Source organism: Rhizobium sp. 9140 (genome assembly GCF_900067135.1).
Classification (GTDB): domain Bacteria; phylum Pseudomonadota; class Alphaproteobacteria; order Rhizobiales; family Rhizobiaceae; genus Ferranicluibacter.
Genome location: NZ_FJUR01000002.1, coordinates 210,852 through 231,019 on the forward strand (window position 1 = coordinate 210,852; position 20,168 = coordinate 231,019).

Annotated in this window: 20 protein-coding genes and 2 pseudogenes; 5 read left to right on the forward strand and 17 right to left on the reverse strand. The window is 62.5% G+C overall.

Annotated elements, in window-relative coordinates:
• Positions 1-18 precede the first annotated feature (18 nt).
• Positions 19-1,065 carry an alpha/beta hydrolase gene (locus tag GA0004734_RS18380; protein WP_092936737.1) on the forward strand — a complete coding sequence of 349 codons (1,047 nt, stop codon included), beginning with the start codon at positions 19-21 and terminating at the stop codon, positions 1,063-1,065.
• Between the two features lie 12 nt (positions 1,066-1,077).
• Complete coding sequence (locus GA0004734_RS18385) at positions 1,078-1,614, forward strand: DUF4142 domain-containing protein (RefSeq protein WP_092938155.1); 537 nt, start codon at positions 1,078-1,080, stop codon at positions 1,612-1,614.
• 44 nt (positions 1,615-1,658) lie between these two features.
• Here the strand turns inward: GA0004734_RS18385 and GA0004734_RS18390 are convergent, their stop codons facing one another.
• Positions 1,659-2,039 (reverse strand): winged helix-turn-helix transcriptional regulator, encoded by a 381-nt coding sequence (locus GA0004734_RS18390; RefSeq protein WP_245292593.1) that lies wholly within the window; start codon positions 2,037-2,039, stop codon positions 1,659-1,661.
• 160 nt (positions 2,040-2,199) lie between these two features.
• Here GA0004734_RS18390 and GA0004734_RS18395 point away from each other — a divergent pair, with 160 nt between their 5' ends.
• Positions 2,200-2,970: an SDR family oxidoreductase gene (locus GA0004734_RS18395; RefSeq protein WP_092936741.1), complete on the forward strand. Its 771-nt coding sequence runs from the start codon at positions 2,200-2,202 to the stop codon at positions 2,968-2,970.
• A gap of 52 nt (positions 2,971-3,022) precedes the next feature.
• On the opposite strand, the pseudogene GA0004734_RS26465 reads toward GA0004734_RS18395, so the two are convergent.
• From GA0004734_RS26465 to GA0004734_RS18435, 9 genes and pseudogenes are all read right to left on the reverse strand, one after another.
• Positions 3,023-3,842, reverse strand: a pseudogene (locus tag GA0004734_RS26465) (integrase); the annotation flags it as partial.
• Positions 3,843-4,028 (reverse strand): annotated as a pseudogene (locus GA0004734_RS26110) (helix-turn-helix domain-containing protein); the annotation flags it as partial.
• 150 nt (positions 4,029-4,178) lie between these two features.
• The gene (locus GA0004734_RS18405; protein WP_092936743.1) at positions 4,179-5,123 is read right to left on the reverse strand and encodes an ABC transporter permease; all 945 of its coding nucleotides are present in this window, start codon (positions 5,121-5,123) and stop codon (positions 4,179-4,181) included.
• Entirely contained in the window at positions 5,120-6,169 is a 1,050-nt protein-coding gene (locus tag GA0004734_RS18410) for an ABC transporter permease (RefSeq protein WP_092936745.1), read from the reverse strand. Before GA0004734_RS18410 ends, GA0004734_RS18405 begins: the two co-directional genes overlap by 4 nt.
• A complete protein-coding gene (locus GA0004734_RS18415; RefSeq protein WP_092936747.1) occupies positions 6,159-7,679 on the reverse strand; it encodes an ABC transporter ATP-binding protein in 1,521 nt (506 codons plus the stop codon). The genes GA0004734_RS18410 and GA0004734_RS18415 overlap by 11 nt, the downstream gene beginning before the upstream one ends.
• Positions 7,676-9,094, reverse strand: a complete 1,419-nt coding sequence (locus GA0004734_RS18420; protein ID WP_092936749.1) for an amidase — start codon at positions 9,092-9,094, stop codon at positions 7,676-7,678. The genes GA0004734_RS18415 and GA0004734_RS18420 overlap by 4 nt, the downstream gene beginning before the upstream one ends.
• A 7-nt stretch (positions 9,095-9,101) precedes the next feature.
• The gene (locus tag GA0004734_RS18425) at positions 9,102-10,088 is read right to left on the reverse strand and encodes a BMP family protein (protein ID WP_092936751.1); all 987 of its coding nucleotides are present in this window, start codon (positions 10,086-10,088) and stop codon (positions 9,102-9,104) included.
• 211 nt (positions 10,089-10,299) lie between these two features.
• Positions 10,300-10,713, reverse strand: coding sequence for a carboxymuconolactone decarboxylase family protein (locus GA0004734_RS18430; RefSeq protein ID WP_092936753.1), 414 nt, complete (start codon positions 10,711-10,713; stop codon positions 10,300-10,302).
• Complete coding sequence (locus GA0004734_RS18435) at positions 10,649-11,077, reverse strand: MerR family transcriptional regulator (RefSeq protein WP_092936755.1); 429 nt, start codon at positions 11,075-11,077, stop codon at positions 10,649-10,651. Before GA0004734_RS18435 ends, GA0004734_RS18430 begins: the two co-directional genes overlap by 65 nt.
• 272 nt (positions 11,078-11,349) lie before the next feature.
• On the opposite strand from GA0004734_RS18435, the gene GA0004734_RS18440 reads away from it, so the two are divergent.
• Entirely contained in the window at positions 11,350-12,204 is an 855-nt protein-coding gene (locus GA0004734_RS18440; protein WP_092936757.1) for a GGDEF domain-containing protein, read from the forward strand.
• A 45-nt stretch (positions 12,205-12,249) separates the two neighbouring features.
• On the opposite strand, the gene GA0004734_RS18445 is transcribed toward GA0004734_RS18440, so the two are convergent.
• The 7 genes from GA0004734_RS18445 to GA0004734_RS18475 form a co-directional block, all read right to left on the reverse strand.
• Complete coding sequence (locus tag GA0004734_RS18445) at positions 12,250-13,773, reverse strand: UxaA family hydrolase (RefSeq protein ID WP_092936759.1); 1,524 nt, start codon at positions 13,771-13,773, stop codon at positions 12,250-12,252.
• Between the two features lie 2 nt (positions 13,774-13,775).
• Positions 13,776-14,786 carry a zinc-binding alcohol dehydrogenase family protein gene (locus GA0004734_RS18450; protein ID WP_092936761.1) on the reverse strand — a complete coding sequence of 337 codons (1,011 nt, stop codon included), beginning with the start codon at positions 14,784-14,786 and terminating at the stop codon, positions 13,776-13,778.
• A gap of 78 nt (positions 14,787-14,864) precedes the next feature.
• The gene (locus tag GA0004734_RS18455; RefSeq protein WP_092936763.1) at positions 14,865-15,677 is read right to left on the reverse strand and encodes a transporter substrate-binding domain-containing protein; all 813 of its coding nucleotides are present in this window, start codon (positions 15,675-15,677) and stop codon (positions 14,865-14,867) included.
• A 69-nt stretch (positions 15,678-15,746) separates the two neighbouring features.
• Complete coding sequence (locus GA0004734_RS18460) at positions 15,747-16,475, reverse strand: amino acid ABC transporter ATP-binding protein (protein WP_092936765.1); 729 nt, start codon at positions 16,473-16,475, stop codon at positions 15,747-15,749.
• Positions 16,459-17,118: an amino acid ABC transporter permease gene (locus tag GA0004734_RS18465; RefSeq protein ID WP_092936767.1), complete on the reverse strand. Its 660-nt coding sequence runs from the start codon at positions 17,116-17,118 to the stop codon at positions 16,459-16,461. Before GA0004734_RS18465 ends, GA0004734_RS18460 begins: the two co-directional genes overlap by 17 nt.
• 13 nt (positions 17,119-17,131) lie before the next feature.
• Positions 17,132-17,815 carry an amino acid ABC transporter permease gene (locus GA0004734_RS18470; RefSeq protein WP_092936769.1) on the reverse strand — a complete coding sequence of 228 codons (684 nt, stop codon included), beginning with the start codon at positions 17,813-17,815 and terminating at the stop codon, positions 17,132-17,134.
• The gene (locus tag GA0004734_RS18475) at positions 17,812-18,966 is read right to left on the reverse strand and encodes a mannitol dehydrogenase family protein (protein ID WP_092936771.1); all 1,155 of its coding nucleotides are present in this window, start codon (positions 18,964-18,966) and stop codon (positions 17,812-17,814) included. Before GA0004734_RS18475 ends, GA0004734_RS18470 begins: the two co-directional genes overlap by 4 nt.
• Before the next feature lie 224 nt (positions 18,967-19,190).
• On the opposite strand from GA0004734_RS18475, the gene GA0004734_RS18480 reads away from it, so the two are divergent.
• Complete coding sequence (locus GA0004734_RS18480; protein ID WP_092936773.1) at positions 19,191-20,117, forward strand: GntR family transcriptional regulator; 927 nt, start codon at positions 19,191-19,193, stop codon at positions 20,115-20,117.
• Positions 20,118-20,168: the final 51 nt, after the last annotated feature.

Sequence of the window (20,168 nt, forward strand, 5' to 3'; positions counted from 1 at the left end):
AACCCTGGAGATGTGTTAATGACCTTACGAAGCCTAACCCTTTCGACTGCGGTGGCCCTTCTGGCTCCGCTCGGCTTTGCCACCGCCTCTCTGGCGCAGGACATGGCGAAACCCACAACGGAGATGCAAGCCGTTCTCGACAAACTGGCGGCGCTGGACGTGAAGCCCTTCTCGACGCTTTCGGTTCCCGAAGCCCGCTCACAGGCAACGCCTGCAGACGCGGCCCGTGCCATCCAGTGGGACAAGCGTCTCTCGACCAATCCGGAAGCCCAGGTCACCACGCGTGACATCGCTATCCCCTCAAAGGCCGGCGGACTTGCTGCGCGCGTCTACATCCCCGGCGGCAAGGGTCCGTTCCCCGTCGTCGTCTACTATCATGGCGGCGGCTGGGTCGTAGCCGACATTAACGTCTATGATGGAGCGCCACGTGCCCTAGCGCTCGGAGCGAGTGCTATCGTCGTCTCCGTCGAGTATCGGCATGCACCTGAACACAAGTTTCCGGCAGCCCACGAGGACGCCTGGACGGCGTATCAGTGGATCGTCGAGAACATCCATGAGCTGAACGGGAATGCAGACAAGATCGCGGTGGCTGGCGAGAGTGCCGGTGGCAATCTTGCGGCCAATGTTGCGTTGATGGCCAAGTCCATGAAGACGAAGCAGCCGGTGCACCAGCTTCTCGTCTATCCCGTCGCCGGCAACGATATGAACACGCCGTCTTATAAAGAGAATGCCAACGCCAAGCCGCTGGGCAAGGCCGATATGGAGTGGTTCGTGAAGAACGCGTTCGCCTCTATGGATGAAACCTCGGACGATCGCCTCAATCTGGTGGGCCGTTCGGATCTCGCCGGCGTTGCGCCTGCAACCCTCATCATGGCGCAGATCGATCCTCTGCGTTCGGAAGGCGAAGCCTATGCCGCGAAGCTGAAAGATGCGGGCGTGAAGGTCGAGACGAAAACCTATCCCGGCGTGACGCATGAGTTCTTCGGCATGGCGAAGGTCGTTCCCGAAGCGAAACAGGCGGTGGACATGGCAATCGCCGACCTCACCGCCGCCTTTGCCAAGTAAGGAAGAATGATGATGAAGAAGAAGACATTTACCGCCGCATCGCTGGCACTCGCGCTCCTCGCGGCACCGCTCTCCCCAACCTTCGCGGCCACGCCCGCCAGTGCGGACACGGCGGCCGCCGCTTTCAATGTGGACAAGGCCTCCTTCGTGAAACAGGTGTCGAGCTCAAACCGGTTCGAGATCGAGTCCAGCAAACTGGCCGAAGAGAAAGCCCGCGACGCCGATGTGAAGGAATTTGCCCGGCAGATGATTGCGGACCACACCAAGGCAGGCGAGGGCCTTAAGACCGCAGCCAAGCTCGATGACGCCGCTCCGGCGCTGTCGCCCAAGCATTCCGCGATGATCGAAACGCTGAAGGGTGCATCGGAACAGGACTTCCAGCCGCTCTACATCGAGATGCAGACGGTTGCCCATATGGAAGCCGTGACCCTGTTTGCGACCTATGCCAAGGGCGGTGACGATGCTGCCGTGAAGGCCTTCGCGGCGGAAACGCTGCCGAAGCTCGAAATGCACAAGGCGCACGTCATGAAGCTTGTCGCCGCGCATTGATCTGAAAGATCTCCCCAGCCCGGCTCTGCGCCGGGCTGGGGATGTTATGCCTTGGCGGCATGCTCGAAAGCCTCCCGCGCCTGATGGACCTGCGCCAGGTTCTTCTCCGCCCAGATCCACACGCCGCAAAAGGCAGCGCCCAGACTTCTGCCAAGTCCGGTCAGCCGATACTCTACCTTCGGCGGAACGACGGCATGGATAGTGCGGTTGATCAGGCCGTCGCGTTCCATCTGACGGAGCGTCTGCGTCAGCATTTTCTGGCTGATGGTCCCAATTTCGCGACTAAGCTGGGTAAAGCGAAGCTCACCCTTCTCCTCCAATGTTTCCAAAATCAGCATTGTCCATTTGTCCGCCACGCGCCCGATCAATTCGTGTACGAGGGCTTCGACGCGCGGGTCTACGACACCAGGGACCTCTCGCTCCATTGTCTCTGCCGAAGTCTCAGCACGGCGGTGTGGGCTCTGCATCCGACACTCTCCTTTCGGTGTGTATAAATCTTTTTGGTGCCTTCTGTTCTGTGGAGAGTAACAGCATTAGCTCTAATGGACAATCAACGTAAACCGATCGAACGTCGTGAGGCAGGACATGAAAACCAGCGGAAACACCATTCTCATCACCGGCGGTGCTTCCGGTATCGGTCGCGCACTGGCGGAGCGCTTCCACGCGCAGGGCAACACCGTCATCATCGCCGGCCGCCGGCAGGACCGTCTGGACGAGGTCACCGCAGGCCATGAAGGCATCGTCAGCTATACTCTGGACATTGCGAGCCCCAAGAGCATCGCGGCCTTCGCGGACGACGTCATCGGCAAACATCCGGAATTGAATGTCCTCATCAACAATGCTGGCGTCATGATGTTCGAGGACCTGACTGGGTCGCGCGATCTGACGGATGCGGAATCGACCATCGCGACCAATCTCCTAGGGCCGATCCGGCTGACCAATGCACTGATCGATCACCTGACGACACGGCCGGACGCCGCCATCGTCAACGTCTCCTCCGGCCTCGCCTTCGTGCCTCTCGTTTCCACGCCCACATACTCGGCAACAAAGGCAGCGATCCATTCCTACACGGTCAGCCTGCGGGATGCGTTGAAAGGCAAGGTCGAGGTCATCGAACTTGCACCGCCCGCCGTGCAGACAGAATTGACGCCGGGACAATCCACGCGCTCGGGCTACATGCCGCTGAACGACTTCATGGATGAGGTGATGTCGCTCTTCTCGCAGCTACCGACACCCCCGGAAATCCTTGTAAAAAACGTCAGTTTCCTGCGATTTGCCGAGGCGGAAAAGCGGTTCGATGAGACATTGACCACGCTGAACGAGTTTGCGCGCAAGGCCCGCGAGGGCGGCCAATAGCCGGTAGGGGTGGCTTTGACCCCTGCGTCGAGAGACAAGGTTGTTGCTGTTGGTATACCGACGCCTGCGTGACGGACTTGTGCAGGGATTGCTGCATGGCTTCGCGCAGCGGAATACTGCGGTTGGCAGCCTCAGTCAGATAGCCGGAACGCAGGTCGTGGACAGAAGACTGCGCTGGATCGAAACCGGCCTGTACAAGGCGCGTTTTCAGGATGACATTGACGGATTGTGGCGTTATTGCACGCCGATCGCAATCGCCCGACTGGTCTATGCGTCCGAAGACGGGTCCTGCTTCGATCTTTATTTCTTCCAACCGATGCTTACCTGCCGTCACCGGGCGGCTGATTAGCATCACATGGTCATGGTCATCAGCCAACGTAGTTTGGTGCGGTCGAGACGGATCGTCTGACAGGCAGGAGAGGGGAAGTTCGTCGGCGGGATTGGCGCGAACCGGTCCCTCGTCTACCAGATCCTCGACGCGCAGACCCGTTACCTCGGAACGTCAGCGCCGGCCGGAGGCAAAGACCATCAGTGGAAGCGCCCGGACGCGCAGATCGACAAGCCGGTCGCGGCGCAGGCGGTCAGCAGCTTGGCTGGAATATCGCCGGTGACTGCCTTTTGCTCCTTCTCTGACGCGCCCGGTTGCTGGTGCGAACGGCCAGCCAAAACGCGCCTTTCAGAGACAGCCTCGAAAACGACTCGGTCACGCCTCGCCAGCGCGTCAGGATCAATCAGCTTGTCAGTTGGCGGCGCACCGTGGCTCGCGCATGCGGGCCAGTGCCTCTAAGAAACCCTTTCAGCCGTAGGGCGATGGCGACATCGTCAGGCATTCCGTGACCGGGATTGTTTTCTCGCTCGGCCGGACCCCACAGGCTGTAATAGCCATCGTAGTCCGGGAGTTCGCGATCGTGAAACGTATTGCGCTTGATCTCGCGGTATATCGTTGAGCGATGGTGACCGAGCTGACGTGCCATCTCGTTGATGGGAACGTTAGCCGCCACCAGGTGATGCAGGCGCCGGCGATCGGCGAGGGTGATCTGCGTATAGGATCGCGACATGCCAAAATCTCCAAAATGAAACCCCTTGAAATCATTGGCATGTCGCAGTTGGAAATAGAATGTACCCAGCTACACATCGCAATCACATAATCTGCATTATGGAACTATTGCGCGTGACGATGTACTACCGTCGATCCCAGACACACCTCTTTACCGCTCACCCCGCCTGTACGGTTGCATCAGCGCCTGCGGCACGCGGGCGCGGCGAGCCATGATGGCGAGGGCGGCGATGGAGAGGATGTAGGGGATCATCAGGAAGAGTTGATATGGGACTGCACCGCCAAGCGTGGTCTGGAGGCGGAGCTGGAAGCTGTCGAAGAAGGCGAAGAGAAGCGCGCCGAGCAGTGCGCGGCCGGGACGCCAGGAGGAGAAGACCACGAGCGCGATGCAAATCCAGCCGCGTCCCTGCACCATCGTCGGGAAAAAGCTGTTGAAGGCCGAAAGCGTCAGGAACGCGCCGGCCATGCCCATCAGGGCGCTGCCGGCCATGACGGCGCCGTAGCGGATTGCCATCGGGTTGATGCCTTGTGCTTCCGCCGCATGCGGGTTTTCGCCGGTCATGCGGATGGCGAGGCCAAGAGGCGTGCGAAACAGCAGGTAAGCCATGACGATAGCGATGAGGATCGCGAGATAGGTTGGTGGCGTCTGCACGAAGAGTGCCGGGCCGACGAAGGGCAGATCGCTCAGACCCGGGATCGCGATCGGCTGGAACGGCTCGATGGTCGGCGGTGTGCCGGCGACCGGCACGAGCAGGCGGAACAGGAAATAGCTCAGGCTGGAGGCAAACAGGGTAACCCCGAGACCCGACACATGCTGCGACAGGCCGAGCGTAACGGTGAGAAGCGCATGCAGAGCGCCGAAGGCCGCACCGGCGACGGCCGCAATCAGCAGACCCGTCCACAGGTCGGCACCGTTGTAGACCGAAAGCCATCCAATCATCGCGCCGAAGGTCATGATGCCCTCGATACCGAGATTGAGGACGCCTGCCCTTTCGCAGAGAAGCGCGCCGAGCGTGCCGAGGATCAGCGGCGTGGCGATGCGCAGCACGGCGGCCCAAAGCCCAGCAGACGCGAGGATGTCGAACACCGCGGTCATCGGCGGATCCTGTACTGGGTGAAGAACAAGGCGACCAGCATCGTCAGCAGCGACAGCGACACCGTGAGATCCGCGATATAGCTCGGAATGCCCATGCTGCGGCTCATGCCGTCGGCACCGACGAACATGGTGGCGGTAAACAAGGCCGCGAGTACGACGCCGAGCGGATGTAGGTTGGCAAGCATGGCGACGACAATGCCGGAATAGCCATAGCCAGGCGAAAGATCCGTCGTCACATAACCCTTGACGCCCATAACCTCCACCGCGCCGGCAAGTCCTGCAAGACCGCCGGATATGCACGCGACGCCGACAAGCGTTCGTCCAAGCGGCACGCCTGCAAAGACGGCCGCCTGCGGATTGAGGCCGGCCGCGCGCGACTGCAGGCCGAAGATCGTGCGCGATTGCACGACATGTAGGAGAAGCGCGAGGACCACCGCGATGGCGAGACCGAGATGGAGGCGAGAGCGCGCGAGCAGCTTCGGCAGCATCGCGCCATCCGCCACCGATTGCGATTGCGGCCAACCGAAGGCTGCCGGGTCTTTCAGGACCGTATCGATCAGCATGGAGACGAAGAGGACGGCGACGAAGTTGAGCAGGAGCGTCGTTACCACTTCATCGACGGAAAAGCGAAGCCGCAGCCAGAGCGGCACGAGCAGGAGAACCATGCCAGCAATTGCGCCGAGAACGAGCAGCGCGGGGATCTGGATGATAGGCGGAAGACCGCCGAGGAGATGCGAGCTTGCGGCGGCCACGACGATGGCGCCGAGATAGAGCTGGCCCTCGGCGCCGATGTTCCACAGCCGCGCTCGAAAAGCGACGGCGGCGGCAAGGCCGGTCAGCATCAGCGGCGTGGCGCGTGTCAGCGTTTCCGTGACGGATAGACGCGAGCCAAACGCGCCCTTCAGGATGCGCCAGTAGGCTTCTAGAACCGGGGCGCCGGCAATAGCGATCAGCACGCCTGATATGGCAAGCGCCGCCACGATCGCAAGAATCGGCGTGGCGATGACCAAAGCGAGAGGTCTGTGTTCGCGCCGTTCAAACCGCATGCGCCACCTCCGTATGCCACTCGCCCGCCATCATCAGACCGAGCCTCTGCCGGTCGGCATCCTCGTTGCGGATGGGCGGTGACAGCTGGCCACTGACGATGGCCTGGATACGGTCGGCGAGTGCCATCACCTCGTCCAGATCCTCGGAGATCAGCAGCACGGCCGTACCGGCTTTGCGGGCTTCCAGGATACGCTCGTGAACGGCAGCGACGGCGCCCTCGTCGAGACCGCGCGCGGGCTGGGCGGCGAGCAGGATACGCGGCCGGTTGATGAGGTTGCGGCCGAGAATGAGCTTCTGCATGTTGCCGCCGGACAGCAGCCGGGTGCGCGTGGCGGGCGTTCCCCCGCGCACGTCGAACTGCGCCATGATGTTACCGGCAAACCGCATGCCGCCTGCGCGGTCAACGAGGCCGTACGCCGCATAGTCCGGAAGCCGTTCGAGAATGGCGTTCTCCCAGATCGTCATCTCGCCGATCGCACCCTCCTTGTTGCGATCCTCCGGAATGCGCCCGATGCCGGCTGCGACGACATCCGCAACGGAGAGATGATCGACAGGCTTGCCGAACAGGAGGAGGTCGCCGGATGTGCGGGATATGGTTCCGGACAGAAGCTGGGCTAGCACCCCCTGCCCGTTTCCCGACACGCCGATGATGCCGAGCACTTCGCCGGCCCGCAGGCGAAAGTCCACCGCCTTCAGCGTATCCACGCCTTGATGGCGCACGGAGACGGCGGCGGCTTCCAGAACCGTTTCGCCCGGTGTGGCTGCCACACGCACGGGCCGCGACACGCTGCGCCCGACCATGAGCTCGGCAAGCTCCGCTTTGCTGGTTTCCGAGGCCTTGCGGTCCGCCACATGCCGGCCGCCGCGCAGAACGACGATGCGGTCGGCGGCCGCCATTACCTCGTCCAGCTTGTGCGAAATGAAGATAAGCGAAAGCCCCTGGCGCGCCATGACCTTTAGCGTCGAGAAGAGCGTCTCGCCCTCGGCCTGCGTCAGCACCGCGGTCGGCTCGTCCAGCACCAGAATGCGGGCGTCGTTGTAGAGCGCTTTGAGGATTTCCACGCGCTGCTGCTCGCCCACCGAGAGATCCCCGAGCCGGGCGTCGGGATCGACGCTCAGCCCGAAGCGCTGTGCGATGCCGAGCAGCTTGGCGCGCGCCTCGGCGCGGCGGGAGCGCAGCGACCAGAGGCTCTCCGTTCCCGTCGTCACGTTTTCAAGAACCGTGAGATTCGGCGCGAGCGAGAAGTGCTGGTGGACCATGCCGATGCCGGAGCGGATGGCGGCGCGCGGTTTGCCCGGCGGCAGTACGGTTCCGTCGATCAGTACCTTGCCGCTGTCTGGCACGTAGTGGCCGAAGAGAATACTCATCAGCGTGGTCTTACCGGCACCGTTCTCACCGAGAAGCGCAACGATCTCCCCCTTCGAAAGCGAAAGCGAGATGCCGTCATTGGCAAGGTTGGTGCCGAAACGCTTGCTGACGCCGACGATCTCCAGCACGGGTTTCGTCATGACGCCAATCCGGCGATGGGGAACGGATGCGTGTAACGCTGCTCCTGCTCAAGGCGCTCCGCCAAGTGCAGAAGCAGCGCTTCGCCGCCCATCGGCGCCATGATCTGGACCGGCAGCGGCAGGCCATGCGCGTCGGTGCCAAAGGGAAGCGTGAGGGCCGGACATCCCGAGGCATTGGCCAGCGAGGCCAGCGGTGCAAAGGCCGCCATGCGTCCGAAGTGCAGGTCGAGATCCGCGTGATCGCTTGGGAAGGAACCGATGGGGAGCGGCGGTCCAGAGAGGATCGGGCAGATCAGAACGTCGATACCATCGAAGAGACGCCAGAGATCGCGGCTCACGAGAACCATGGCGTTCAGGCTTTTCCAGAGATCGACGGCCGGTAGCGACAGGCCTCGCGCGATGACCGCCTGCGTTAGCGTTTCCGCGCGCGCGGCATCGAGACCGAAGTTGGTGACGGCTCCGGCGAGGTTCGCGCAAACGATATCGACGAAGGCGCGGCGGCTGGCAGTGCAGGCCGCATCGATGACCGAGAAGGGCACGGGTACCAGCCGGTGTCCGTCAGCCTCGAGCGCCTGTCCTGCTGCCTCGACGATGGCCATTCGATCGGCGTCCGTCGGGTAAAGCACACCGGTGTCGGTCAGGATGCCGATGCGAAGCGGAGCGGAGGTCCGTTGAGCGGGGTTCACAGGTGGGAACGGCCCCCGCGCATTCCCGCTCAGGGCTGAGAAGATCGCAGATGTGTCGCGGACGGAGCGGCAGACGGTAAGTTCCGACGCGATGCCGCCAAGGTGGTTGCCGAAGCTCGGGCCGGCAGGCATCGCCCCACGGCTCGGCTTGAGGCCGACGAGGCCGCAGCAGGCGGCGGGTACCCGAATAGAGCCGCCCGCATCCGTTGCATGGGCGATGGCGACGATGCCGGCGGCAACCGCGGCCGCGGCCCCGCCGGAGGACCCGCCGGCCGTACGGCCGGTGTCGAGCGGATTGCGGCAGGTCGGGCCGACGGCCGGTTCGCTTGCGAGCGATAGTCCGAATTCCGGGCTGGTGGTCAACCCGAAGAGGCAGAGACCGGACGCGCGGAAACGTTCGGCAAGATCGGAATCCGGGCTGTCGGCGTGCATGCTACCGCGTGGCAGCAGTTTGGAGCCCGCCGCGACCGGAAAGCCCGCAAACGGCCCGCCAAGGTCCTTGGCAAGCGTCGGCACACCGGCGAACGGCATGGCGGTACGCTCTGGCGAGCCCGCCGGAAGGGCGTCGATCGCTGCCGCTGCGGCAAGGCCCCTCACCTCGTCCCGATAGGTGATGGCGCCGAGGCCTGCAAAGGTCTCGGCAGCAGCGAACGACGCCTGCATGGCCTGTGTACTTGTGAGGCGGCCGCTGGCGATCGCCTCGGCCAGCGCTGTTGCATCCGTGGTCACGCGCAGGCTACTTTGGCTCGTCCGCCACTCTCGGAACGTCGAAGGTGCCCGCCTTGATCTCGGCGCGCTTGGCTTCCATCGCGGCTTCGGCGTCCGCCGGGGCCACGCCCTTCACGAACACGATATCGCTGCCGCCTTCCTTCATCAGACCATAGGCGGTGTAGTCGCGACCGGTCGGCTTGCCTGCGGCAACATCGGCCAGCGCGGCGTTGAGGATCGGCCGGAAGTTCCAGAGTGCGTTTGCAAAGACCGTATCGGGATAACGCGGCGTGTAATCGACCAGCGATCCCACGGACTTGATGCCACGCTCCTTGGCGGCGTCGGCCGTGCCGATACGCTCGCCGAAGAGAATATCCGCGCCGGCATCGATCTGTGCGAGACCGGCTTCGCGCGCTTTCGGCGGATCGAAGAACGTGCCAATGAAGGTGACGAGGTGCTTCGCATCGGGGTTTGCGGCCTTCACGCCAGCCGCAAACGCGTTGATCAGCATGTTGACCTCCGGGATCGGCATCGCGCCGACAGAGCCGACAACGTTCGACTTGGTCATCTTGCCGGCAAGCATGCCCGCGAGATAGGCGCCATCGAAGTTCCACGTGCCGAAGACGCCGAAGTTATCGCCGGCTTCCTTGCCGCTGGAGCCCATCACGAAGGCGGTATCCGGATAGTCGGCCGCAACCTCGCGCGCCTGTTTCTCGACCGGGAACGTCTCGCCAATAATCAGCTTTGCCCCCTGCTCCGCATATTCGCGCATGGCGCGCGGATAGTCCGTGCCGGAAACACCTTCCGAGAAGACATATTCGATGATGCCTTCCTTTGCGGCGTCCTGCAGCGCCTTGTGCAGCACAGAGTTCCACGCGTTTTCGACCGGAGACCCGTGAACGCCGGCCACCATCACGGGCGTTGCGGCGCGAAGGGAGGGCGCAAACGCGCTTGCGCCCAAGGCCATTCCCGATGCCAGAACGGCACGGCGCGACATCAAGAATTGCTTCGTCATTTGCGGTCCCCATTTTTACCGATTGGTTCAATTTCTATGAGGGGCCTAAAAATGTGTCAAGCGGCTTGATGGGTTATAAAATGAGCAAGAGCGATCTACCCACAGCTCCTTCAAGAATGTGACGCCTTGGACAAACCCGTGTCCGCAACAACCCAGCGCAATGGCGGTGGAAGCGCCAGTCACGCCGGATCATTCGGGAAACGTTGACCGTCTACATCGTCAGCGGGAGAGCATCGCGTTTTCCAAAGACCTCCTTTGCTGCAGACAGACCGTTGAGTGCCGCCGGAAACCCAGCATAAACCGCCATCTGCATCATGATCTCCGTGATTTCCTTCCGTGATAGCCCAACATTCAGCCCCGCCTCGATATGAACCTTCAGCTGCGGCGCTGCCGTGCCCATGGCAGTCAAAGCCGCAATGGTCGCGATCTCCCGGGCACGCAGATCGAGGCCGGGACGGCTGTAGATGTCGCCGAACGGAAATTCGAGGAGGTATGTTGCAAAATCCGGGGCGATATCCGCCAGTGCGGCAACGACATTTTCCCCGGCCTGCCCGTCGATTTCAGCGAGCGCCCGCCGGCCTCTTTCCAGCCGGCTTTCGCCCGTCGCCTGGTGTTCCTGTGTCATGATGGTCCGTCCTTTTTTCTGCCCCGGCATATCCGGAGATCTTGGCGTCGAGGACGAGAAGATTGGCCTGGAGATCGGCGAGGTGTTCGCCGACACGATTCCGGTGCTGCTCCAGAAGGACACGCCGCTCCGGTTCCGTTGCGGGACCACGGCTGCGAAGTTCGGCGTAGAGCAGCATCTCCCGGATCGGCATGCCCGTCGCCTTCAGCCGGCGCAGGAAGGCGATCCAGATAAGGATGGCCGCATCGTAATCGCGTTGGCTCGACCTATCGCGATCGGCGTAGGGCAGCAGACCGATGCGCTCGTAGTAGCGGATCGTATGCGCCGACAGTCCGGAGCGTTTTGCAAGCTCACCGATCTTCATAGGCCCTCTTCTCTTTCAACGACGCTTCAAAGGCTACGGGTTCGAGTGCGCTCTCAGTCAAGCGTTCTTTTCTAATTCCCTGTCGCCGCCTTCAATCGGCGTTACGGGCAAGAGCTGACTGGCGGCAAGAGGGTAAGGCTTCGTAAAGCATACGGGCGACTTTTCGCTTGAAAAAAACCTTGATGGATACCCTCAAATTAGGGTCGGCCTAATTTGTATGCAATCTGTTAGATCATGCGCTTTAGACTACTGCATGAAGGAGACCCGACTTCATGATCGCCTGGGCGAAACGCACTATTCTTGTTTTCTGCGCAACGGATGCATTTGCTTCACGCCGCGATGTCTTCTCCGTCTCCCTACGCTCCGCTCTCGGCGTCGTCTTCGTGGGTGATATCCTCAATGTGATCGGCCATCTGGTGCTGGACGCGGTCGGGCTGCTGCCGTACCCGCTGGTACCGGCGGCAACGGTCGGCGTGCTCATCACGACGCTGCTCGGCACGCCGCTGATCTTCACCATCCTGTATATTATCGGGCTTGCGATCCACGATCTGTCGATCTCGCGGGCACGCTTCGAGGCGTTGAGCCGCACCGATCAGCTATCGGGTCTCCTCAATCGTCGTGCCTTTCTCGCAGCCTATGCCGAACACAAGGGCGAAGCCTCACTCGTTGTTTTCGACATCGACCGTTTCAAGGCGCTGAACGACAGTTTCGGGCATGAGGCAGGCGACCGCGCCATCGTCTCGGTCGCATCCGTCCTCAATGACAATTTTCAGCCACCGCATGTTCTCGCGCGTATTGGTGGCGAGGAGTTTGCGGTGCTCATTGTCGGCATGGAGGCTGCAGAGCGGATGGTGCTTGCCGGCGAGGCTGTGGTGCGTATTTCGCGCAACCCCATCAACCTCGGTGGCGTCGAAACCGCGGTGACTGTCTCCGCTGGTGTCGCCGAGTTTGCCCGCTATCAAGGCTTCGCGCAGCTATTTGCCGCCGCGGACAAGGCTCTCTACATCGCCAAGGCCTCGGGCCGAAACCTTATTCTGCACGCGGACGACATTCCGGAGCAGCTTCGCAACGACGGCAATCATGCCCATGTTCTGCCGCCTGTCTTGCAGACTGGTGTCGGGAGATAGCCTCTCTCACCCGTCGCGACATGGCTTGATGTCAGCCTTGCGACATCACATCGTCGCCCCGATCTGCCAAGGAACGAACTCGTTCGCACCATAGCCGAGTTCCTCCGACTTCGAGCGCTCGCCGGAGGCGACGCGCAGCACGGTCTGGAAGATCTCGCGGCCTTTTTCCTCGATGCTGACGCCTTCGAGGACGTCGCCGCAATTGATGTCCATATCCTCTTCCATACGGCGGTAGAGATCGGAATTGGTGGCAAGCTTGATCGACGGCGTCGGCTTGCAGCCATAGGCCGAACCGCGCCCCGTGGTAAACGCGATGACATTGGCGCCGCCGGCCACCTGGCCTGTTGCGGCAACCGGATCGTAGCCGGGCGTGTCCATGTAGACGAAACCCTTGCGGTCGATGCGCTCGGCATAGCCATAGACGCCGCGCAATGTCGATGTGCCGCCCTTCGCCACGGCACCGAGCGACTTTTCGAGAATCGTCGTCAATCCGCCGGCCTTATTGCCGGGTGATGGGTTGTTGTTCAGCTCGCCACCGGCGCGCGCCGCATAGTCTGTCCACCAGTCGATCAGATCGACGATCTTCTGCCCAACCGCCTCGCTTTCGGCCCGGCGGGTCAGCAGGTGTTCGGCCCCGAAGATCTCGGGCGTTTCCGACAGAATGGCCGTTCCGCCCTGCCGCACGAGCTGGTCCACCGCCGCGCCGAGCGCGGGATTGGCCGTCAGACCGGAATAGCCGTCGGAGCCGCCGCATTGCAGGGCCAGCGTGATTTCGGAGGCCGCAACCGTTTCCCGACGCGCCTTTGCGGCCACCGGCAGCAGATCGCGGATGCGTTCGACGCCGGCCTCGATCGAGCGGCGTGTTCCCCCGGTTTCCTGGATCGTCAGGCTCTGAAAATGATCGCCTTCGACGATGCCATATTGTTGCTTCAGGCGCGGGATCTGGAAGACCTCGCAGCCGAGGCCGACGAGAACGACGGCGGCAAGGTTGGGGTGTGTCGCATAACCCCACTGGGTGCGGGCAAGGATGTCGTACCCCTCGCCCTTCGAAGCCATGCCGCAGCCCGTGCCGTGGGTGAACGGAATGACGCCATCGATATCGGGGTAATCCTTAAGAATGCCGGACCGCTCGACCGCCTCGGCAATGAAGCCGGCGACGGTGGCGGAACAGTTCACCGAAGACAGGATGCCGATATAGTTGCGTGTACCGACGCGTCCGTCCGGGCGGCGGAACCCCTGGAAGGTCTCCGGAACCTCGCCCGCCAGAAGGCCGCCGTCAGGCCGCGCCTCTGTGGCGAAGGCATAGTCGCGGGAAAAGTCGTGGATCGCGACATTGTGCTCGTGCACCCAGTCTCCTGGCGCGATCGGAACGGAAGCGAAGCCGATGATCTGGCCGAACTTGCGGATCGGTTCGCCCTCGGCAATCGGCACGAGCGCGATCTTATGCCCCTTGCCCACCGCACTGCGCGCTGCCACGCCGTTCTGCAGAATGTCGCCGTTCGAGACGCGGTCGATGGCGATGACCACGTTGTCGGCATCGTTGAGGCGCAGGATGCGGGGCGTCGGCATGATCAGATCTCCAGAATGGCTTTGATGGTGCCGGCTTCCGGGCGCAGCCACTGCGGAAACAGTTCCGGTCCGTCGGCAAGCGCGCCGCGATGGGTGATCAGGGCATCGACGGGGACGCGTCCGGCGGCCATCTGCCGCACCACTTCGGCAAAATCGTCGGCCTGGGCGTTGCGGCTGCCGAACAGCGTGGCCTCGCGCTTGTGAAACTCCGGGTCTGAGAAGGTGATGTCGGTGCGCACGACGCTGACGAGTACGTAGCGCCCGGCATGTGCCAAGAACCCGAACCCGCGCTGCATGGCTCCGGCATTACCGGTCGCGTCGATGACGACGTCGAAGAAGTCTCCGCCGGTCATGCGTGACGCCTCGGCTTCCGCCGAGGCATCCGCCATGATCATCGCATCGGCGCCAAGCCGGTCGAGCGTGAAGCCCAGACGATCCTCGCGGACATCCATGACCGTGACATGTGCGCCGCGCGCCTTGGCGAAGATGATCGCCGACATGCCGATGGGGCCGGAGCCGACGACGAGAACGCGGTCTTCGGCCGAAACGCTGCCGCGCTTCACGCCATGCGCGCCGATGGCCAGGAATTCGATGGTGGCGGCGGCATCGAGGGAGGCGCCGCCTGCCGACACGACATTGCCTTCCGGCACACAGAGATATTCCGCCATGCCGCCATCGCGGTGGACGCCGAGCACGGCGATGCTCTGGCAGGCATTCGATACGCCCTTCCGGCAGGCGTGGCAGGTGCCGCAGGAGAGGTAAGGCACGATATAGACCGCCTCGCCTGCCTTCAAGGCACTGCCCTGCGGCGCGCTTTCCACCGTGCCGGACAGTTCATGCCCCATGACCCGGGGATATTCGAGAAACGGGTGCTTGCCCTGGAAGATGTGATAATCCGTGCCGCAGATGCCGACGCGGCGGATGCGGACCAGAACTTCGCCCTGCGCCGGAACGGGAACGGGGCGGTCGATGACCGAAAGACGGCCGGGCTCGTTGCAGATCAGGGCTCTCATAGCATCACCTTCGCAGATCGTTCGCAGTCTCTTCCGAATGCGGAAGCCGGACGACCGGCTTCCGCGATATCGCCGTGATCAGGTCTTGGGCAGGGTCGCCGGCAGCGGCACGCCCGTGTAGCGGTTGTAGATCTCGCTGAGCTTCCCGTTCTTCAGGTTCTCGGCGATGACCTCGTTCAGCTTGGCCTTCAGCGTGTCATCGCCCTTGCGCAGCCCGATCGCGTAGGGGTTGGTCTTCAGCACGATCTTGAGCGTCAGCGGATCGGCCGTGCGGCGCTGGTTGACCGCCGACATGATCTGCGGCGAGGATGCCATGACGTCGACCTGGCCGGAGACGAGAGCCGTGACGAGCGTCGCATCATCATCGTAGCGCGTCAGCTGCGCGCCCGGCAGCTTGGCCGTCGCTTCGAGATCGTTCGTCGAGCCGCGCGTCGTGCCGACCTGTACGCCGTTGAGATCCTCCGGCTTGGTCACGTTTGCACCAGCAGAACCGGCCGCAACCACGATCTGGATGACGCCATAGGCATCGGTGAAGTCGATCACCTTCTTGCGCTCCGCGTTGACGCTGAACGAGGCCATGACGATGTCGGCCTGGCCGGTCAGGAGTGCGGGAACCCGGTTCGGGCCGGTGACCTGCACCAGTTCCAGTTCGACGCCGAGCGCTTCGGCAACCAGACGGGCACTCTCGATGTCCGAACCCGTGGGCTGCATCTGCGCGTCCGTCATGCCAAAGGGTGGCGAGCCCAGATCGACCGCGATGCGGATCTTGCCGCGCTGCTGGATGTCGGCCAGCGTGTCGGCCATGGCGTTCGAGCCGCCGAGCAACGGCAGGCCGACGATGAGGGCGAAGGCCGCCGCGGAGACGGTGGCAAGCAGGTTACGTCTGTTCATGGTATTTCCTCCCGGTTGAAAGACTGTAGAGCGTTTGCGGGTCCTTGCCTTTACGCAAGACGTCTTGCTTCAAAGACCGCTGCCGACGAAGTTCGCCAGTTCTGGCGTCTTCGGGGCGTCGAGCATGGACCCAGGCCCGGTTTCCCAGACCTGGCCCTTGTGCATGTAGATGACCTGGCTTGCGACCTTGCGGGCGAACGCCATTTCGTGTGTGACGAGGATCATGGTCATGCCGCCGCGTGCCAGATCCTCCATGACCTTCAGAACCTCGCCTGTCAGCTGCGGGTCGAGCGCCGATGTGACCTCGTCGAACAGCATCAGCTTTGGCTGCATAGCGAGCGACCTCGCGATCGCCACGCGCTGCTGCTGCCCGCCCGAGAGCTGCTCGGGATATTGCTGCGCCTTCTCCGACAGGCCAACCTGCGCCAGCACATCGCGCGCAAGGTCGCGGGCCTCGCTCTTGCCGATGGATTTCACGCAGGTGGGTGCCAGCATAATGTTCTGCTCTACCGTCAGGTGAGGGAAGAGATTGTAGCTTTGGAACACGATGCCGACATCTTGGCGAAGCGCGCGGCGGTCGAGTTTCGGGTCGCCGACGGCATGGCCGCAGACCTCGATCGTGCCGTCCTGAATGGTCTCCAGAGCATTGATGCAGCGAAGCGCCGTGGACTTGCCCGAGCCGGACTGGCCGATGACCGCAGCCACTCCGCCGCGCTCGACCTCGAAGGATACGCCTTCCAGAACCTTGAGAGCCCCGAAATACTTGTGAACGTTGCTGAGCTTAACGACCGGCGACATTGAGCTTCCTTTCAAGCTTCCGGCTCCACATGGACAACGGGAAGCAGATCGCAAAGTAGAACGCTGCCACCACCATGAAGACGGTGAACGGTTCGAAGATGGAGTTGTTGATGAGCTTGCCGGCCTGGGCGAGCTCGATGAAGCCGATGACCGACGCCAGAGACGTGTTCTTCACGATCTGCACCAGGAAGCCGACCGTGGGTGGTGTCGCGATGCGCAGCGCCTGCGGCAGGATGACCCGGGTCATGCGCTGCCAGCGCGTCAGCGCCAGACATTCGGCGGCCTCCCACTGGGTCTTCGGCACGGCCTCGATGCAGCCGCGCCAGATTTCGGCAAGGAAGCCGGAGGCGTAGATGGTCAGACCCGCACCCGCCGCAAGGATGGCGGGAAAACCGGGACCGGCAAAGATGGCGATGCCGTAATAGATGAGAAACAGAAGGATCAGCAGGGGCGTACCCTGCACGATCTGGATGTAGGTGCCGGCCGCCCGCCGCAGAAGTTTCGACGGTCCGATGCGGGCGAGCATGACACCGAAGCCGAGCAGACCGCCGCCGATGAAGGCGATGGCCGAAAGGCCGAGCGTCCAAAGAGCGGCCCATGCCAGGAATTCGACGTGGAGCAGGCTGAATGTGGGTGTCGTCATCACAGGGGCCGCCTCACAATGTCGTGCCGAGCTTGCGCCGGCGGGTAAAGGCTGCCTGCGCAAAGGCGGTGAAGGCGCCGCGCATCACGAAGGACAGGACGAGATAGATGATGCCGACGACGATGTAGGTCTCGAATGCGCGGAAGGTGCCCGACTGGATGCGGTTGGCGACGGCGGTCAGCTCCTCGGCGGAAATCTGCGAGGTGATCGAGGATGCCAGCATCAGCAGCACGTATTGGCTGGTCAGGGACGGATAGACCCGCTCGATGGCCGGGCGTACGATCACGTGCCAGTAGATCTGCGGTTTCGAAAGCCCGAGACACTCCGCCGCTTCGACCTGCGAGCGGTGAATGGACTGAAGCCCGGCCCGCACGATCTCGCAGGTATAGGCACCGACATTGACGGTAAGCGCGATCATGGCCGCGAGATTGGCGGAGACGCGGATGCCGAGCGTGGCGATGCCGAAATAGATGATGAACACCTGCACCAGCAGCGGCGTGTTGCGGATCACCTCGACATAGGCCGCCACGATCGCCTTGATGACCGGCGATCCGTCGGCTCGCCCGATGGCACAGAGCGTGCCCACAATGAAGCCGGCGACCGTCGCGACGGCGGATAACTGCAGCGTCAGAACCGCGCCCCAGAGGAAATCCGGCCAGTACGGCAGAAGCGCTGAGAAATCGAACGTATAGGTCATGCCTTTGCCCTCTCCGTTTCATGCCTTGTGACGGTCTGCCCGGCGATGAGGCCACGGAGGATCGGGGCTGCCGGCGTCGTGCCGGTTTCCGCCACCCAGTCAAGGAAGGCGCCGATTCGCCTCTCGATCTTGACGACGTGGTTCTGGGCGATGTCTGCGACACGGTGATCGAGGAACGGGTTGTCGAACCGCTCCAGCGTCACCTCCACATAGGCTTTCGCGGCGTCGGCCATGCCATGCGCGGCAAAGCCAGGCACGACCTCCTGCCCATAGACGGCAAGCAGCCGATCGCGGATCGCCGCGTCCTGCAACAGGACCCGGACCGTCTCGTCCTGTGTGCGATCTTCGCGCAGCCAGATGTCTGCGAGGACCGTGTGGCCGAGATTGAGGATATGCAGCTTCAGCCGCTCATAGGGTTCGAGATCGTTGGTCAGGACGACGGACGGATGGTCGAACGGGAGCGTCAGACCCGGCTTCGCCTCGATCGCCCAGAGCGCGTAGGGCTCGGCGACAGCACCAACAGGCTCGATCGGCTCGGAGACGATGCGGTCCACGAGCGTGTTGGCGAAGACGACCTCGGTCACGACGTAGCGGAGGAACGCCTCGTCTGCGCCGGCCTCGGCGGCGAGCGTGAGAACGGCTTGCTGCAGAATGTCGCCATTGCGGTTCAAAAGCTCGCACGGCAGAACCGTAAGTGGACCGCCCTGCGCCTGCCAGCGATGAAGAAGCAGAGCCGCAAGCTTGCCCACGAACGAGGTGGGGATGCGTCCTGAGAAAAGCGTGTCGCCGCGATCATCCGTAGACAATTCGTAACCGCGATCACCAGTGTTGGAGACGACGAAAGCGGCGTCGTTCGCAAAGAGTGCCTTCAGCTTTGCCCAATCGGCAAGCGCGGAGATGCCGCCATCGACCGATGTGACGGAGATCCGGCGCCCGACCTTCCGGCCGGCCTCGATGCCGCGGATAATGACCGGATAGCCTTGCGGATGTCCGAAGGCGGCCACACGGCCGGCGCGTTCCGCGGAACCCGAAACCTGGACGATGGTGATCGGACCGATCGCCTGACCAGCCTCGCGCGCCTCGTGAACGAAGAGATCGACATGCGCCTGAAGAAACCGGCTGGTTCCGAACTGAATGATGCGCGTGCTCATAGGCAAAGCTCTGACGTCGCAAAACCTGAAGGCACGCGACAGGTGAAGAACATGGCGCTGCACGCGGTTCTGCTGATGTTCAATCTGTTCATGCGTTAGATCCTCCTCAGGCTCTCCCTTGCGTTTTATATACAAAAAACAAACTGCCGTGCAAAGCTTTATTTTGTTTATTTTATGCAATAAACAGGAAGATGCCGACATGGGGACCGGAGGAGGGGTTTTGAATGAAGGGAAATGCGGTCTACAAGCGGAGTTATAACGGCTGCCTCGCAATCTGCGGGAGCCTGCCGCTCGGCGCCGAGATGCCCTCCGAGAACGAACTTTCGCAGTCGCTTGCCGTCAGCCGCACCACGATCCGCACCGTCATGACCGGGCTTGAGGCGGCTGGCATCCTTCGTCGCGAAGGCGGCGCACGCCGGCTGTCTCGCCACCCTGCGCCAGACGATGCCTTTCCCGATACGCAGACCCTGTCGACCAGCGCCACCGTCGAGCGTCGTTTTCTGGAATGGATATTGGACGGCCATATCGGGCCGGGTCATCTTCTGACGGCTGCGGAACTCGCGCGACAGTTCGGCACATCGACCACGATCATCCGTGAACACCTGCCGCATTTCCAGCATTTCGGCCTCATCGAGCGGCGTCCGAATAGCGCCTGGCTCTTCAAGGGCGTCACGCCGGCCTTTGCAAACGAGATCTACGAGGTCCGTGAAATGTTCGAGCTGCGCGCCGCGCGTAGCTTCATCGATCTGTCCGACGATTCCGGGTCATGGCGGCGCATGCGGACGATCGAGGCGGAGCATCGGGCACTGCTGGCAAACATCGACACGGATTACGGGCTGTTTCCGGATTTGGACGAACGCCTGCACCGCACCGTCCACGAGACTGCCGATAACCGGTTCATCAAGGATTTCTACGACATCATCTCGATGCTCTTCCACTACAATGCCCAGTGGGATGCGGAAGATGAGAAGCAGCGCACCTTCACCGCGCTGACCGAGCACCTTGCTTATATCGAAGCGCTGCTGCGCCGCGACCTCAAGGCCATCGATCGCGCCTGCCGCCAGCACCTGAAGACGGCACGCTCCAATCTGTTGCGCTCGATCGACCTGCGCATGAAGGTGCCTCAGGCCCCGGATGTATCACCCGCGTGAATCGGACGTGCCTGACCGATTCATAAGTTTGGTTGGACGCTTTCTCCGCCA

Excerpts from the sequence above, each read along its gene's own strand:
- GA0004734_RS18380 (WP_092936737.1), top strand. The coding sequence starts at position 19 with ATGACCTTACGAAGCCTAACCCTTTCGACTGCGGTGGCCCTTCTGGCT.
- GA0004734_RS18385 (WP_092938155.1), top strand. The coding sequence starts at position 1,078 with ATGAAGAAGAAGACATTTACCGCCGCATCGCTGGCACTCGCGCTCCTC.
- GA0004734_RS18390 (WP_245292593.1), bottom strand. The coding sequence starts at position 2,039 with ATGGAGCGAGAGGTCCCTGGTGTCGTAGACCCGCGCGTCGAAGCCCTC.
- GA0004734_RS18395 (WP_092936741.1), top strand. The coding sequence starts at position 2,200 with ATGAAAACCAGCGGAAACACCATTCTCATCACCGGCGGTGCTTCCGGT.
- GA0004734_RS18405 (WP_092936743.1), bottom strand. The coding sequence starts at position 5,123 with ATGACCGCGGTGTTCGACATCCTCGCGTCTGCTGGGCTTTGGGCCGCC.
- GA0004734_RS18410 (WP_092936745.1), bottom strand. The coding sequence starts at position 6,169 with ATGCGGTTTGAACGGCGCGAACACAGACCTCTCGCTTTGGTCATCGCC.
- GA0004734_RS18415 (WP_092936747.1), bottom strand. The coding sequence starts at position 7,679 with ATGACGAAACCCGTGCTGGAGATCGTCGGCGTCAGCAAGCGTTTCGGC.
- GA0004734_RS18425 (WP_092936751.1), bottom strand. The coding sequence starts at position 10,088 with ATGACGAAGCAATTCTTGATGTCGCGCCGTGCCGTTCTGGCATCGGGA.
- GA0004734_RS18430 (WP_092936753.1), bottom strand. The coding sequence starts at position 10,713 with ATGACACAGGAACACCAGGCGACGGGCGAAAGCCGGCTGGAAAGAGGC.
- GA0004734_RS18435 (WP_092936755.1), bottom strand. The coding sequence starts at position 11,077 with ATGAAGATCGGTGAGCTTGCAAAACGCTCCGGACTGTCGGCGCATACG.
- GA0004734_RS18440 (WP_092936757.1), top strand. The coding sequence starts at position 11,350 with ATGATCGCCTGGGCGAAACGCACTATTCTTGTTTTCTGCGCAACGGAT.
- GA0004734_RS18445 (WP_092936759.1), bottom strand. The coding sequence starts at position 13,773 with ATGCCGACGCCCCGCATCCTGCGCCTCAACGATGCCGACAACGTGGTC.
- GA0004734_RS18450 (WP_092936761.1), bottom strand. The coding sequence starts at position 14,786 with ATGAGAGCCCTGATCTGCAACGAGCCCGGCCGTCTTTCGGTCATCGAC.
- GA0004734_RS18455 (WP_092936763.1), bottom strand. The coding sequence starts at position 15,677 with ATGAACAGACGTAACCTGCTTGCCACCGTCTCCGCGGCGGCCTTCGCC.
- GA0004734_RS18460 (WP_092936765.1), bottom strand. The coding sequence starts at position 16,475 with ATGTCGCCGGTCGTTAAGCTCAGCAACGTTCACAAGTATTTCGGGGCT.
- GA0004734_RS18465 (WP_092936767.1), bottom strand. The coding sequence starts at position 17,118 with ATGACGACACCCACATTCAGCCTGCTCCACGTCGAATTCCTGGCATGG.
- GA0004734_RS18470 (WP_092936769.1), bottom strand. The coding sequence starts at position 17,815 with ATGACCTATACGTTCGATTTCTCAGCGCTTCTGCCGTACTGGCCGGAT.
- GA0004734_RS18475 (WP_092936771.1), bottom strand. The coding sequence starts at position 18,966 with ATGAGCACGCGCATCATTCAGTTCGGAACCAGCCGGTTTCTTCAGGCG.
- GA0004734_RS18480 (WP_092936773.1), top strand. The coding sequence starts at position 19,191 with ATGAAGGGAAATGCGGTCTACAAGCGGAGTTATAACGGCTGCCTCGCA.